The 13,414-nt window shown below is 63.7% G+C and carries 13 protein-coding genes and 1 pseudogene; 6 read left to right on the top strand and 8 right to left on the bottom strand.

From position 1 onward, the window contains the following. Window positions 1–374, bottom strand: a 374-nt coding sequence (locus FHS49_RS05080) for a site-specific integrase (protein ID WP_246350285.1), incomplete at its 3' end; no start/stop codon positions are given. A 53-nt stretch (window positions 375–427) separates the two neighbouring features. Then, a pseudogene (locus FHS49_RS05075) lies at window positions 428–1,165 on the bottom strand (ArdC family protein); the annotation flags it as partial. Window positions 1,166–1,729: 564 nt separating this feature from the next. Here FHS49_RS05075 and FHS49_RS05070 point away from each other — a divergent pair. Further along, window positions 1,730–2,152, top strand: a complete 423-nt coding sequence (locus tag FHS49_RS05070; RefSeq protein ID WP_343052895.1) for an excalibur calcium-binding domain-containing protein — start codon at window positions 1,730–1,732, stop codon at window positions 2,150–2,152. A gap of 185 nt (window positions 2,153–2,337) precedes the next feature. Then, window positions 2,338–2,850, top strand: a complete 513-nt coding sequence (locus FHS49_RS05065) for a DUF6438 domain-containing protein (protein WP_184015839.1) — start codon at window positions 2,338–2,340, stop codon at window positions 2,848–2,850. Between the two features lie 54 nt (window positions 2,851–2,904). Here the strand turns inward: FHS49_RS05065 and FHS49_RS05060 are convergent, their stop codons facing one another. The 6 genes from FHS49_RS05060 to FHS49_RS20000 all read right to left on the bottom strand — a co-directional run bounded on the left by FHS49_RS05060 (window position 2,905) and on the right by FHS49_RS20000 (window position 5,563). Then, the gene (locus tag FHS49_RS05060) at window positions 2,905–3,180 is read right to left on the bottom strand and encodes an HU family DNA-binding protein (protein ID WP_184015837.1); all 276 of its coding nucleotides are present in this window, start codon (window positions 3,178–3,180) and stop codon (window positions 2,905–2,907) included. 69 nt (window positions 3,181–3,249) lie between these two features. Beyond that, entirely contained in the window at window positions 3,250–3,924 is a 675-nt protein-coding gene (locus FHS49_RS05055) for a lytic transglycosylase domain-containing protein (protein WP_184015835.1), read from the bottom strand. Beyond that, window positions 3,912–4,376 (bottom strand): S26 family signal peptidase, encoded by a 465-nt coding sequence (locus FHS49_RS05050; protein ID WP_246350283.1) that lies wholly within the window; start codon window positions 4,374–4,376, stop codon window positions 3,912–3,914. The genes FHS49_RS05055 and FHS49_RS05050 overlap by 13 nt, the downstream gene beginning before the upstream one ends. Before the next feature lie 52 nt (window positions 4,377–4,428). After that, window positions 4,429–4,641: a helix-turn-helix domain-containing protein gene (locus tag FHS49_RS05045; protein ID WP_184015831.1), complete on the bottom strand. Its 213-nt coding sequence runs from the start codon at window positions 4,639–4,641 to the stop codon at window positions 4,429–4,431. Window positions 4,642–4,773: 132 nt separating this feature from the next. Then, on the bottom strand, window positions 4,774–5,274 hold the full coding sequence (locus tag FHS49_RS05040) for a DUF2285 domain-containing protein (protein ID WP_184015829.1): 501 nt from the start codon (window positions 5,272–5,274) through the stop codon (window positions 4,774–4,776). A 55-nt stretch (window positions 5,275–5,329) separates the two neighbouring features. Beyond that, complete coding sequence (locus tag FHS49_RS20000; RefSeq protein WP_425502670.1) at window positions 5,330–5,563, bottom strand: transcriptional regulator domain-containing protein; 234 nt, start codon at window positions 5,561–5,563, stop codon at window positions 5,330–5,332. A 675-nt stretch (window positions 5,564–6,238) separates the two neighbouring features. Between FHS49_RS20000 and FHS49_RS05035 the strand changes: the two genes are divergently transcribed. The 4 genes from FHS49_RS05035 to FHS49_RS05020 all read left to right on the top strand — a co-directional run bounded on the left by FHS49_RS05035 (window position 6,239) and on the right by FHS49_RS05020 (window position 13,409). After that, on the top strand, window positions 6,239–6,769 hold the full coding sequence (locus tag FHS49_RS05035; RefSeq protein WP_184015827.1) for an RNA polymerase sigma factor: 531 nt from the start codon (window positions 6,239–6,241) through the stop codon (window positions 6,767–6,769). 20 nt (window positions 6,770–6,789) lie between these two features. Beyond that, window positions 6,790–7,731, top strand: coding sequence for a FecR family protein (locus FHS49_RS05030; RefSeq protein ID WP_246350367.1), 942 nt, complete (start codon window positions 6,790–6,792; stop codon window positions 7,729–7,731). 180 nt (window positions 7,732–7,911) lie between these two features. Next, window positions 7,912–10,941: a TonB-dependent receptor gene (locus FHS49_RS05025; protein ID WP_184015823.1), complete on the top strand. Its 3,030-nt coding sequence runs from the start codon at window positions 7,912–7,914 to the stop codon at window positions 10,939–10,941. 41 nt (window positions 10,942–10,982) lie between these two features. After that, window positions 10,983–13,409 carry an alpha/beta hydrolase family protein gene (locus FHS49_RS05020; protein WP_184015821.1) on the top strand — a complete coding sequence of 809 codons (2,427 nt, stop codon included), beginning with the start codon at window positions 10,983–10,985 and terminating at the stop codon, window positions 13,407–13,409. The last annotated feature ends 5 nt before the right edge of the window (window positions 13,410–13,414 follow it).

Below are 13,414 nucleotides of genomic sequence, written 5' to 3'. Positions count from 1 at the left end.
AGCGCCAGATTGCTGGCCGTCGCCCCACACCCGAACAGATATTGGAGGAAGGTGCGAATATGCGTTGCAACCGTCTTGTCGCGGCGTCCCGCCGCCAGAACATGCTCAATGAAGCCGATGACATGGGCGGGTCGAAGGTCTGCCAGACTGATCGCACCGTCACCGAAGCGATGATCGAGGAACCGGTTGGCGAACCGCAGCGTGTGATAGATCGTTCGCGGGCTCAGCCCGCGCTGCTTGACGAGATAGTCGTCGAAGTTGGCGAGCAGCACCGCTCGTGCGGCCCCTGCCTCGGTCAGTATATCGGTCATGATCGTGATGCTCCATGTTGGTGGAGCCACGATGATTATGCCGAACTGGAAGCGCGTGATCATGCCGCTGACCGCGCCAACTCGACGCCGCGCGGCATAATCCGGGTCGCGGCATTATGGGTCAGTTCGTGCAGGCAGGTGCGATAATAGTTCACCTGCTCGTGAAAGGCGGGCTGCGGCGGGACAGCCACGAAATCCTGTGACGGGACGTAGAAGGCCCGATCCCCACCAATTCGGAAATCGACCCCGCTGGCAGCGATCACCTCTTCGGCGACGGGAATGATTTGGCGGTCAGGCAAGGGCGCGGGATCGGAGGCGAGGCCGTCGCGCAAGCCGTCGCATTGCGCGACATTGAAAACGGTAAAGCGTTTGAGAAAGGGGATGGCCCTGGCGTCCGTCCCGGTCTCGGCAGCGCGCGCTTTCTCCGCTTCCGGGGTGAAGCGGTCGGCATAAACCACGGTCACGCCGCGCTCGCCCTTGCGGACGCATCCGCCCGCATCCAGCGCCTGGCGGAAGGTCAGCCAGCTTTGCGAGGCGAAGCCCTGCGCGATGACCGCGCCCCAGAGGATCAGGACATTGACGCCGGAATAACAGCGGCCCGTGAGCGCATTGCGCGGCAAGCCCGGCGCGGTTGCCCCTGCGCGACCCCAAGGCTGCACCCAGGGCAGGTGTCCCGCCTCGAGTTCGCAGATGATCCGGCTGGTGACGGCGTCATAGAGACTGACGCGCGATTCCGCCTGCGGCTCGGGTCGCCGCCGCGTTTTGCGCGCCGACGCGGGCGCGCCGGCCCCGACGCTGCCGTTGCATGTCGGTACGCGGCAATCGCCCCCTGCGTCGGTGGCATCGGCCCGCATGGTCGCATCCAGCTTTTTGACGACCTCTCCGATCGTGTCGGGATCCGATGCCGGATCGGGATCGCTGGATGCCGGGTGCCGGCTGCAGACTGTTCCGGAAAAGCGCATGACTGTCCTCCATCACCGCAAGACCAGACCTCCCCGGACGGCGGGGGGTGGGCGGCAGGAGCGACGGAATGGCCCGCGCAAGCGGGCGAGGCACCGCAGGGCGTAACGCCAGTGGAGCACCCGGAGCGTAAGCGGAGGGTTGCCGCGCCCGCGGCGGGCCCAGACAGGCGCGCCGCCCATCTCCCGCCGGTCCGGGAGAGGCCACGAAAGCGCCGCCGCGCACGGCGCGGCGACCGCAGCCCCGCTCCCTCATCAACCATCGCTCCACGGCTGCCTGACGACCTCGCCATGGTAAGATGCGCCCATGATCGAAGCCGTCAGGTCGAGACCCTCAGGGGCTCGGCGCGAAGCGGACGTCCCGCGCGGCGCAAGAGCATGATCGCGATTTTTCGCGGTGGCGCCACGCTGCTTGCGTCTGAGTTTGATCGAACCAGGATCAAACCATGACTATGATAGATGAGTTCGCACGCCTTCGGACCGTGCAGCGCCATGAGACAGGAACAGGAGGCGTCGGGCACGATCTATATTTTGATCTTCTCACGACAATATTTGGTAGGTTGTTCGGTGTACGTGGATTTATATCGGGGGAGCGCAATGAGACATTTAGCCTTGCTGATTTTACTCAGTCCGTCGCTCGCCGCGGCGCATGGCGGCGGACTGAACGCTAAGGGATGCCACAATGATCGAAAAAATGGTGGCTATCACTGCCACCGCGCTCCGGCGCGGACCCAATCGCTCACGGCGCGCGCGCCTTCACGGCAGAGCGCCTTTCCCAATTGCACGGCAGCACGCGCCGCGGGTGCCGCACCTGTCCGCCGCGGGGATGCCGGCTATGGATCTCATCTCGACCGCGACAATGACGGAGTGGGATGTGAATGAACAGAACGGATCACCGTAGCGACCAATCCACTTCCTGTGACGATGCTGAGTGGGGCGTCGCCACAGAATAGGCATAGGTCATCACCGTGCGGGACTCGGATGTACGTGACGTCCTATTAGGATGGTTGCCATGATCAGACGGGTGTTTGAGCGCCGCGACGCCATGCTCGAAAAGGATCCGATATATGACCAAGACTCTTTCAGCCGCTCTGGCACTGCTGGCTACATCTGCTTGCACGCCGATGGCGCAGCCCGGCGACGCGCCAGTCCCTTTGGAAAGCGACGGGATTTCGATTGCCGTCGGCCCGTGTTTCGGGTTCTGCCCCGTTTATGAAATGGGTGTGGACGCATCAGGCCGGGTCACCTTCCACGGGGAGCGACTCACAGCGGTGCTTGGACCCAAAGCGATCCAGCGCAGGCCTGATCTTTACGCAGCGATCGTGAATGATCTTGCGCGCTACAAGCCCATGTTGGGCAAGACGAGCCAGAGCCGCTGCGATCAGCAGATCAGCGACCAGCAGCATATTACCATCACCTGGCACGCGAACATCGGTCAGAGCACGGCGCTTCGCCATGACAAGGGCTGCCGCTCAAGCGAGAATGACCGCCTGAACAGGCTGCTGGATGGGTTGCCATCCCGGCTTGGGATGGAAGATTGGACCAAACAGACAAGGCGAACCGGCACATCGCGGGGTTGAGCCCTATTTTCGCATCGTCGCTCGGGGCGGCATCGGCGCAGCCCCGAAAGATCGTCAGCCGTTCAACTTGTCCTTCAGGCCTTTTGCTGCCGAAAAGCCGAGCTTGCGCGATGCGGCGATCTGCATGACGGCACCAGTTGCCGGGTTGCGGCCTTCGCGGGCAGGGTTGTTCTTGACCTTGAACTTGCCGAAACCGGGGAGGGAAATTTCGTCGCCATTCGCGGCGGCGTCGGCGATCGCCACAAACACGGCATCGACTATCTTCTTGGCGTCCGCCTTGGTCAGACCGTGGGCCGCGGCGATCTGATCTGCAATCTCACTGCTATTCATCAAACATTCTCCTGTTCGAGGGCGGATTGGCCGCCTCGTCGTTGCGCTAACCGGGTGCCCCCCATGCCGTCAATCTTTGGCAGCAAGGGCTGCGCCGTGCGAAAAAAAGACCCCTGTCCGGGGCTTTGCAGGATCGCGTCCCCGCGCGCCGGCCATGCGCCGGACAAAAAACAGTGGGTCGGAGGCGGAGGACGAATGCCGTTCATCCCGCACACCGGACCGATTGGCAGGGACGATCGGCCGATCGGCGGCCGGTTTTCGAGCAGATGTTCCGGTCGCGGTGCCGGCCATGACTTTCACATAGGCCAGCGTCTCGCGCGGGAGCGGGACCCTGCCCGACAGATACCGCGCATAGCGCGACGGACCCGCATTATAGGCCGCAAACAGTCCGGGATAGCCGAAGCGGTCGTGCATTTCGCGCAGATAGGCAGCACCCGCCATGATGTTGGCACGTGGTTCATCGGGATCGTCGCCAAGGGCATGACGCTTACTGAGCGCGGCCCAGGTCTTGGGCATGATCTGCATCAACCCTATGGCACCGGCGGAGGAACGGATGAGACGCCCGCCCAGCATGGTTTGCCCGCCGCTCTCGATCCGCATCACCTGCATGATCCAGTCCATGGGGATGCCGAACCGTTCGGACGCCGCGGCGGCATAAGGCCGCCATTGCGCGATCGATGCACCCTGCAGCGCGGCCGGGCAGACGGCGGCCACCGCGCACAGGAGGATTTTCAATCGGGCCATAACAGCCGCGCCTTGCCGATCAGATCAGCGCGCCGCGTCACACCGAAATAGCGGCCGTCGAACGATCCGGATGCGTCCATGAGAAGAAAGAGATCGCCCTCGCCGAGCTTCTCGCAACCGGTCCAGACGGGCATCGATCTACCACCAGCGTCCACCCGCCTGCGCGTTGCGACCCACTGGCCATTGACCCTGATCTCAGCACCTTGGGCGCAGACGATATCGCCTTCGAGCGCCGCCGCGCGCTTCACAAGCGGGACGTTCGCCGGCAGATAATGGCGCCTGGCTGCCAGACCCCGAAGGCTTTGAGGGAGCCAGGCGGCCACCATGCCGTCGGCCTCGGGCATTTGTCCGGGCGAGACCAGATAGAGTCCGCGCGGCGCGCTGGCGCTGCGGTTCCAGACAAATAGCGGCTGAGGCGGCCTGGATGCGGTGGCGACGAGCGTTAAGACCAACGCAACGCAGGACATCACGGCCAGGCCGCGCCGACCGGCCCGGGATCGGAGCCTATGCACCGTCACTGTCCCGCGACCAGGCATCGAGATCGTCGATATGGTAACGGCAGACATGGCCATGTCGCCGGACCCGCGGCCCGCGGCCGTTCAGCCGCATCTTGGCCAGAGTGCGATGGGAGAGACCCAGATGATAAGCGGCCTGCTTGCTGTCGAGATAGGGGCATGACCGGCGCGCCCTGTCCGCACGCGTCTCGTCCTCCTGCATCGGTCCCTCCTGAAAAATGCGGTCCAGCGTCGGACCACGCATTCACGGTCTGGTGCGCCGGCGGCAGGGTCGATTCACGGCAGGCCCAAGAACGACCCTGGAGCGTCAAAACGGCGTGCGCGATTTTCGGGATTATCCGATGAGGCTTCGATAGCCGCCGGCAACGAGCTGCCGCGCCGTCCGCATCATGCGTTTTACGCGCGATCGCATAAAGTCCGAAGCGCCGTTCCACGCCGCCCCGACCGCTTCGGCTCCGAAGACGACCGTGGCAAAATCCTGGTGGCTGGCACCATCTGTCTGAGCGTCATAAGCGCGCAGTAGCAGGCTCAGCCGTGCCCCACGGCCAGTCCGGTGCAGGGCCGATCCAGTCAGCGCTCCGGTCCGGACCAGGCTGTGCAGGCGCTTCAGGCTCTGCATCTGGGGCTCAAGCCACGGCATATGCTGGATGGTGAAGCGCGGCAGAAAAGCGCCTGCGCGGATTTCGCCGGACATAAGCGCGATCCAGAGCCGGTCCTGCGCCCCGCGCAGCTCGAGAAAAACCGCGCCGGAGGGCGCGACGCAGAAGACCTGCACGACATCGGCATGATCGAACGTAATGTCACCCTGGCCACCCCCCGGGGGCAGAGCGTGCATCCGCAGCAGGGCGGGAAGCAATTCGGGTCGCCAGAAGCAGGCGGCGCGCGACGCATCACATGCCGGCGCGTCCGCGAAAGATGAGCCCCCATCGGGCAAAGAAGCGCGCCTCCTCCAGATTTGGCCGGATGATCCGTATTCCGGCTTGATCTTCAGGCCCGTCGGATCGTGGCGCGCTGCTTCGATAGGCCTGGTTTCGCCGCAGGAATTCCCAGGCGAAGCATGGACCCGGCAGTCCGCCAAGATGCGCATAATCTCGACCGGATCGCCAATCGATCTTGGGTTCCATTCCAGTCACAGGCTCCGCCCCCTTGCGTCAGAGAAGAGGCGATGCTGGAGAGCGGCGCTGGAGAGCGTCACGCAACAAGCGGCCGTTCGGCCACACCATGCCCGTCCGCGCCAACGGGCGACCCGCGCTTTTATGAGTCGTGTGGGCATCCCACAGTAAAGTGCCGGGATCCGCCCGCTGTTTGCGCAAAACAGTCGATCGATTGGCGGTTCCGGCAGGAACCCTCAATATGACGCATCGGCACGCAGAAATGGACCCGGAATTGCGACTGACGTTCGACAATCGCGATCGATCTATTATGGATCATGCGTCGGGTGCCGTGGGATAGGGTCGGATCTTGAGCCGGGGGGTGGTCTTTCGAGATCATCAAGGCAGCGGTCCGTCGCCGAAGAAGCGGGTCTCTCCTGCAGGGATTTCCAACACCCGACCCCCTTTCCCCTCAGGCTTAGCGCCACACTTGCATCGGGATTCCATTTGAGCGATCATTCCCAGGTCACCGGACTGGCCGGTGATGGGGCGTGGAAACCCCGTGCAGGACCATCGGGATGCGCAGGCGTCCCTTTCACGATGAGTCCCTCCCTCGACCGGCGCGGCATGCTGCGCACGGCCAGGTGTGTCGCGGCAATTTCCCGGCGGTCGAAGCCGCGCGCCCGGACAAGGAAACGGGACGGACGCATGGGCGAGACACGGTTCGCCGGGGAGACCAAGGGGCTGCTGGACACTGAAAGCGGCGAGGCCTTGGCGCAACTCTATCGGCTGCACGCGCCCTGGCTGCGCAGAATGGTGGCGTTGCTGGGCCGGCCTCAGGGCATGGAGCCCGAGGATGTCGTCCAGGAGACCTATCTGCGCGCCGCGCGCTATCAGAAGGAAGACGCCAGGCTTCAACCCAAGGCATTGTTGCTCAGGATCGCGCGCAATCTCGTGCGCGACAAGGCCCGGCAGTCCGCGTCCGAGGCGCGCACGCTCCAGAGGGCCGTGCACACCGGGCTGTTCGATGATGCGACCCCGCCCGATCAGGAATATCTGCTCGCGCTCAAGACCATCATTCTCGCGCTCCCGCCGCCCTTGCGAGACGTCTTCCTCCTGAGCCGCTTCACCCCTATGACTTATGATGAGATTGCAAAGCATCACGGCATCTCGGTAAAAACCGTCGAATGGCGCATGAACAAGGCCCTGGCGATCTGTGCCGACAGGATGCGCGATTGAGGTTGGTGGCAGTGGACGCGATGGACAGGCAAGTGCGCGAGGCAGCGGCTGCGTGGGTGGCGCGGCTGAATGCGCGTGCCGTCGATTCCGCCGTCCTCGAAGCGTTTTACGAATGGCGCAAAGATCCCTTGCATGCCCGGGCCTATGAGACAGCGGACGCGCATTGGCGTCAGGCCGAAGCGCTTGGCGATGACAGCGACATCAAGGCGGCCTTGGCGCAGGCGCTGCAAGCAGCACCGCGTGGCTGGGCACGGCGACCGCAAATTCTGCTGGCCATGGCCTGCCTTGTCATTCTGGCGCTGGGTGCAAGTCTGTTCGTTCTCACCCGCTCCGAGACGCGCTTTACCACGGGCGTGGGTGAAGAGCGCGTCGTTCAGCTCGAAGACGGCACGCGACTGCACCTCAATACCGACAGCGACGTCGCAGTCGATTTCTCCCGCTCAAGGCGAGATGTGCGTCTCACGCGCGGCGAAGCCTCTTTCCATGTGGCCCATGACAGCGCCCGGCCCTTTGTCGTCCACGCGGCGCTGGGTGCGGTGACGGCCGTCGGAACCCAGTTCGACATGCGCACCCGCGCCGATCGACTCTCGGTCGCCCTGACCGAAGGGTCGGTCGAAATCGCGCCGACACATGCCGGGAAAACCGGAAACATTCGCCTGACACCGGGTCAGGCCGTCAGCATCGACGCCCGCGGGCGGGTCATGCCAGGCAAGGCGACGTTGTTCTCGCAATGGAAGAATGGCCGCATCCTGTTCGACCGGACGCCGCTCAGCGAGGCGATTGCCGAGGTCAATCGCTATACGAGCAGAACCATCACGCTCTCGGCTTCCGACCTGGCCGGCGAGACGGTGAACGGCGGCTTCGACACGGGCGATGTCGACGCCTTTGTCGACGCCGTGACCGCACTCTATCCGCTCAAGGCCGAGCGACGTGCGGATGGAACAATCCGGCTCTCACGCTAGGCGACCACGCCCGCCAAAAATTTTCCGCGGTCCCCTCAGGGTCCGCCCCCCTTGCTCTCGTTTATTCCTTGGCGGACGTTCGAACACAGGACGATCCGCCCGCAACAAGCGACCGAATATCTCGGACGGCAGCGGGAGGGACAAGGGATGGGCAATTTGAAATCTTCACGGCGGCGCCGAATGCGGTGGTTCGCGGCAGGTCTTCTGGCAGCGGGTACCATGGCCTCGCCGCCGGAACTTCGCGCGGCGCGCGAGCAGACGCTGTTCGGCATCGAGGCCGGATCGCTCGATGCCGCGCTCAAGGATTATATGCGGATCACGGGCCGGCAGATCCTGTACCCGACGGCTTTGGTCAGCGGGCTTTCGGCACCAGGGGTTGCCGGAGTGATGGATCCCGACCGCGCGCTCGCGCAATTGCTCGCGGGCAAGCCCATCACCGCGGTCCACCGTGGCCGCAACATCTATGTGCTGGTTGCCGACAGATCCCGGGCCAGGCCCGCGTCTCCGCCCCGCGCCAAGACCTCCCGCAAAAGACCCAAGGAAATTGCGCAGCCCGGCCCACAATCCACTGAAGCAGAGGTTGCCCTATCGACCATCGTGGTGACCGGCAGCCATATTCGGGGCGGGGCCAATGGCACGTCCGAGGTCATCACCCTCACCGCTACCGACATGGAGCGCGCCGGCGTCGGGACCGTGGCCGAGGCGATCGCAACGCTGCCGCAGAATTTCGGCGGCACCGCCAATGAAGACACGACCGTCACGGGCGCTGACCGGACCACGAACAACCTTGCACTTGCGAGCAGCGTCAATCTTCGCGGCCTTGGCGCCGATGCGACGCTCACGCTCGTCAACGGGCGGCGGGTCGCTGGTTCCGGCGGCAGCGGCGATTTTGCGGATCTGTCGAGCATTCCGGCAGCCGCGGTGCAGCGCATCGAAGTTCTCGCCGATGGCGCATCGGCACTCTATGGCTCCGACGCCATTGGCGGGGTCGTCAACGTCATCCTCAAGCGCGATTTCGAAGGTCTGGAAAGTCGCTTTCGCCTTGGTTCGGTGACCACAGGCAAGAGCCGGGACGTTCAGCTGGGTCAGGTCGGCGGCCTGCATTGGGGAAGCGGCCATGCGCTGCTGGCCTATGAATATCAGGAGCGCGGTGCCTTGCGCGCCAGCGACCGCCGTTACACGCGATCAGCCGATCTTCGCCCACTCGGCGGCCATGATTATCGACTCTATTTCTCCAACCCGGGCACGATCCTGCTAATCGATCCGGCAACCGGTGGCTTTGCGCCCGCCTTTGCGATTCCCTCCGGGCAAAACGGGATCGGTCTGACCGCCGCTGACCTGATCCCTGGGCCAAGCCTGTCCAACCAGCGCAACAATACCGACCTTTTGCCGAGACAGCGCCGGCATGCGGGCTATTTCAACATCGAGCAGGAGGCGGCGGACGCGCTGCAAATCTATGGCGAGGCGCGCTATTCGCACCGCGTTTTCGACTATCGCGCGCAGGGCACGCCTGCGCTTCTCGCGGTGACGCCGAGCAATCCCTATTTCGTGTCGGCCGACGGATCGCCGCTGACGCGGATCGCCTATTCCTTCGACAAGGATCTCGGCCCGACGCTGGTCCGCGGCAGAGCGGAAGCCTTGTCGCTCACAGGCGGTACCATCGTGAGGCCGGGCGGAGACTGGCAGATCGACGCCTATGCGACTTATGCCCGCCAGATCGATGTCTCGCGCAACAGCAATATCGCCAACCAGGCTTCCTATTTCGAAGCGCTCGGCTTTACGCCGGATGATCCGGCGACAGCCTTCAGCACCAGCCGGGATGGCTTTTTCAATCCCTTTGCCGATGGAGCGGTCAACAGCCGTGCCATGACCGACTTCATCGCCAACGGATTCCTGGACGAAAGGCTGAGGAACAGCCTCGTCATGGGCAACGTCATTGCAGACGGATCGCTCTTCACCTTGCCCGGTGGTGCGGTGAAGCTGGCCATTGGCGCGCAGGCACGCGGCGAGCATTTCTCCTATGGCGGCGAAAGCCGCTTCTACACCGTGGCACCGCGGCCGATTGCCCCGCAGGATTACGATCGCTCGATCCGCTCCGCCTTTGCCGAACTGGCAATTCCTATTTTTGGTGCTGGCAATCGCACGGCCGGTTTCGAACGCCTGACGCTGTCGGCAGCGGTGCGCCACGAGCATTATTCCGACTTCGGATCGACGACCAATCCAAAATTCGGGGCGGTCTGGGAGCCAATCCCCGGCCTGACGCTTCGCGGGAGCTACGGGACGTCGTTCAGAGCGCCGGCGCTGACGGAATTGGGCGCGCGGTTCACGGTTTCGGGAACACAATTGCCCAATGTCGGCGGCGGCACGCTTCAGGCGCTGATCATGTCCGGCGGCAACACCGCGCTCAAGCCGGAAACGGCGCGGTCGCTGAATTTCGGCATGCGCATCGCGCCACCGAACTGGGGCGGCTTCAGTACCGAGATCAGCTATTTCGATACCCGGTTCCGCGACCGGATCGCACAACCCGTCACGGAACAGATATTGCAGGCGCTGACCAATCCTGTCTTTTCGCCCTTTGTCACCTTCGTCAATCCGGTGTCGAGCGTGGCGGATCGCCAACGGGTGGAAGCCCTTCTGGCGGAACCCGGTGCGGTCGCATCGGTGCTGCTCCCGGTCGAGAATTACCGGGCTATCATCGATTCGCGTTATGTAAACACGGCCACCGTATGGGTGAGAGGCATGGATGTGAGCGTCAGCAACACCCTGCGCCTGGGCGGCGACAGCCTCGCCTTGTCAGCCAATGCCTCGTTGCTGTTCGATTACAGGGACAGGGTGACGCCGACCTCCGTCGTGGTCGAGCGCGTCGGCACGCTTGGTAATCCGGTGGACCTGCGGGCGCGGGCCTCGGCACATTGGACGCATGGCGATTTCGGGGCCGGCGTGACGGTCAATTATGTTGGACGCTATACCGACACGATCAGCGTACCCGCGCGACCGATATCGGATTGGGCCGGGTTCGATCTGCAATTGCGCTATGAGCCTCAAACGCCCTCTGGCTGGCGGGATGGATTGAGTGTTGCGCTCAACGTGCAGAATGTCTTCGACCGCGATCCACCCTTTGTCGACCGCAACCGGGGCTATGCCTATGACGCGGCCAATGCCGACGTCCTTGGCCGGTTCGCATCGCTGCAGGTGAAAAAACGCTGGTGATTCAGCCCGGCTAACCGCCCATTTTCAAAGGACTAAATACAATGCGTTTTACTGCCGTGGCAGCGCTGTGCCTGCTTGCGACCGCGCCTGCCCAGGCGCGTCCTTATACGATCGACGATGTCCTGGCGCTCGAAAGCTATGGCCGAGCGGCGTTTGACCCCAAGGGGCGGTGGACGATCATCGAACGCCATCGCCGCTATGATCAGGCGGCCAGCTACGACAATTTTCCTTTCAATGACCGCGCTCTGGGCGTGGTGATGCGGGTGGACAAGGCAGGGGGCCTGTTGCGCCCCCTGTTCGAACAGGAGGCAAATGCGGGATATTGGATCGGCGCACCCTCCCCGTCCGGGACAAGATTGAGCGTCTTCCGTCTGAAGGAACAGCATCTTTCGATTGGCGTGGTCGACATGGGCAGTGGCACCGTCCGCTGGTTGCCTCTCAATCCCGCGACGCCGTTGCTCAATCCGGTACCGATATGGCGGGGTGACGATCAATTGCTGGTTCTGGAAGACGTCTCTGGAGACCTGGCCTACCCCCTTGCCATCGGCTCGCGCTTCCAGCGCGAGGCGAATGAACAATGGGCACGCACAACCTCGGGCAAGCTGGCTGGGGTCACGCGCATTTCCAACACGCCAGGCCAGATGCCCCCGCCCGGGGCGGAGAGACGACTTCACCTCGTGGATCTGATGAAGGGCAGCGATGCCATTCTCGCCTCCGGCCGTTTTGCAGACATGGCCCTGTCTGCAGACGGGCATTGGGTGGCGCTGACGGTGGAAGGCGCGCCCTCCCGCCCGAGCACGACCCCGGTGACGACAAGTGATCTGGCATGGGATCTCGAGGTGGATCTGGTGCGCCTGTCGGATGGAAGACGCCGGAAAATCTGTGGCGGCCACTGCAATATGCTCTCCAACCTCCTGTCCTGGTCTCCGGATGGGGCACGCCTGCTCTTCTTTGCGCGGCAAGGCGACCAGCCCTGGGCGGCAGGCAGTCTGGTCCTTCATGACGCCGATCGCGCTTCGTCAGTGCAGGCCTTGCCGGGGGGTGCGCAGATATCGCTCGGGGATGGCGACTGGGGCGTCCGGACAGCACTCGCCGGATGGATTGGCGATCGACCCGCCGCGCTGGTGGATCGCAATGGCGAACGTCAGTGGCAGATCAGCGGCACGGGTTCGCTCTCTCGCCTGCCCTGTCCATCCGCGCCCGCCATGCGGCTGACGGACGGAATCCTGTCACGTTGCGGCAACACCTTGTTGTGGTCCGATGACAAAGGCAATGACCAGTCGCTTTTGACAGCCATGTCCCTGTCATTTGCCGCACCCGGGTCAAACAGCCGTGACATAGGCATTCGCGCATCGACAGACGCGCTGCCGGACGGGCGTTGGCCGGTCCCCATACAGAAGGAGGATGCCAAGGGCCATCAGGCCCTGTGGGTCAGTCCAAAACAAAAAGGTGATGCGGTGCGCCTGCCTGGTCGATCTGCCCGGTTGCTCGGCGGTTGGCCGGAAACGCACGAGGTCCTGTCCATCGGCACAAATGAAAAAGGGATGGCAACGCTCTGGCTCAGTCAGGCGGGCCGGCAAGCCATCGCGCTCGATCGTCTCAATCGCCATTTGAACGATGTCGAACTGCCGGAGACGATCAAGATCGCAAGTGCGGTACCGGGCAAGGTCGACTGGCTGTTCCTGCCAAAACGGCGCGGCAAGGCGCCGCTCCCGCTGATCATCCTCCCCTATCCCGGCGAGACCTTCCCGGCAGACAAGCCGGCTCCGAGCGACCCCGCCGCCATCTCGGCGATCGTCAATCCTCTGCTCCTGACCGGTCAGGGCTATGCCGTGCTCCAGCCGAGCCTGCCAGCCGATCGCGCTCTGAGCGAGCCCGCGCGCGGACTGGGCGCCCTGCTTGAGCGCGCAGCAGACGGTGCCATTGCAACCGGGCTTGTGGATGCCGACCGGATGATCGTCTACGGTCATAGTTTCGGCGGATATACCGCTCTGGTGGGTGCCGCGCAGTCCCGGCGCTTCAAGGGTTTCATCGCGGCATCCGCACCGACCGACCTTGCCTCCAGCTATGGCAGACTCTCGCCGCACGACCGGGTGTCCCTGACCGATGGTTTCCATCTCGGGGCTGCTTATGGCTGGTCCGAGACCGGACAGGGGCATCTGGCGTCCCAACCCTGGCGGGAACCGGAACGCTATGCGCGCAACAGTCCGGTGACGATGATCGATGCGATCCAGGATCCCATTCTGCTCATCCACAATGATCTCGACCATGTGCCGGTCTGGGGTGCCGAGCAGATGTATGCGGCGCTGACGCGTGCGGGGAAACCAGCTACCCTCATTCGTTATTGGGGTGAGGGTCACAGTTTTCGAAGCCCAGGCAATATGCGGGATCTGAACACTGCAGTGCGAACTTGGATTGACCACATCCTTGAAGGCAAAGCGCCCCAACGAGGCGCTGGGGGCCTGTAGCCGAT

Origin of the sequence: Sphingobium boeckii (genome assembly GCF_014199215.1) — a bacterium.
In the GTDB taxonomy this organism is placed as follows: domain Bacteria; phylum Pseudomonadota; class Alphaproteobacteria; order Sphingomonadales; family Sphingomonadaceae; genus Sphingobium_A; species Sphingobium_A boeckii.
Note: the sequence above shows the minus strand (reverse complement) of the source record. Positions and strands in the feature narration are given on the sequence as shown.